Here is a 622-nt window from a genome sequence, read left to right on the forward strand (position 1 = left end):
AGAAATCAAAGAGTAGCTATCTTTTGCCTGTCTTTTAGACAGGCTTTTTTTGTGTATCTCACTTTGATATATAAAAAGGAACGGTTATCAGAATCACACCAGAGGAAAAAGTGATGACGTATATCCTCAGGAGGATAGGTAACGATATATTAACATCAGCAGAGGAAAGACATTTGACGCTTATTATTCGAAAGGAGAAATGAATAAGTGTTCCCGTCCTGCCGTTAACAACAAAACTTTCCGCTGCGAATCATTTCAAATTGAGGCTGACAAAGGAATCAGAGCATGACTATACAGGTTGGGATTTATGTTTTTGATAATGTAGAAGTTCTTGATTTCGCAGGCCCTTATGAAGTTTTCACCTGTGCCACCAGAGTTAACCGGGGTGAAGTTCCATTATTTAATGTTTTTACAGTAGGTGAAACGTTAAGCCCGGTACGTGCAAGGGCTGGACTCAAAATAGATCCTGATTTTTCTTTGGAAAATCACCCGGAAATAGATTGCCTGATTGTTCCGGGTGGGGTCGTAAGCGCTGAACTTGAAAAGCAAAACGTGCTTGAGTGGATTGCTAAGGAAGGTGCGAACAAGTTCCTGATATGAGATCATCATATTCATCCGGAGC

Annotated in this window: 1 protein-coding gene; it reads left to right on the forward strand. The window is 40.5% G+C overall.

Annotated features, from left to right (window positions below; all coding sequences use genetic code 11):
• Positions 1-285: 285 nt before the first annotated feature.
• Positions 286-600, forward strand: a complete 315-nt coding sequence (locus tag ABLU50_RS16230) for a DJ-1/PfpI family protein (RefSeq protein WP_242630239.1) — start codon at positions 286-288, stop codon at positions 598-600.
• The last annotated feature ends 22 nt before the right edge of the window (positions 601-622 follow it).

This window comes from Klebsiella sp. GG_Kp173, from assembly GCF_040062415.1.
Lineage (GTDB): Bacteria > Pseudomonadota > Gammaproteobacteria > Enterobacterales > Enterobacteriaceae > Klebsiella > Klebsiella quasipneumoniae.

Excerpts from the sequence above, each read along its gene's own strand:
- ABLU50_RS16230 (WP_242630239.1), top strand. The coding sequence starts at position 286 with ATGACTATACAGGTTGGGATTTATGTTTTTGATAATGTAGAAGTTCTT.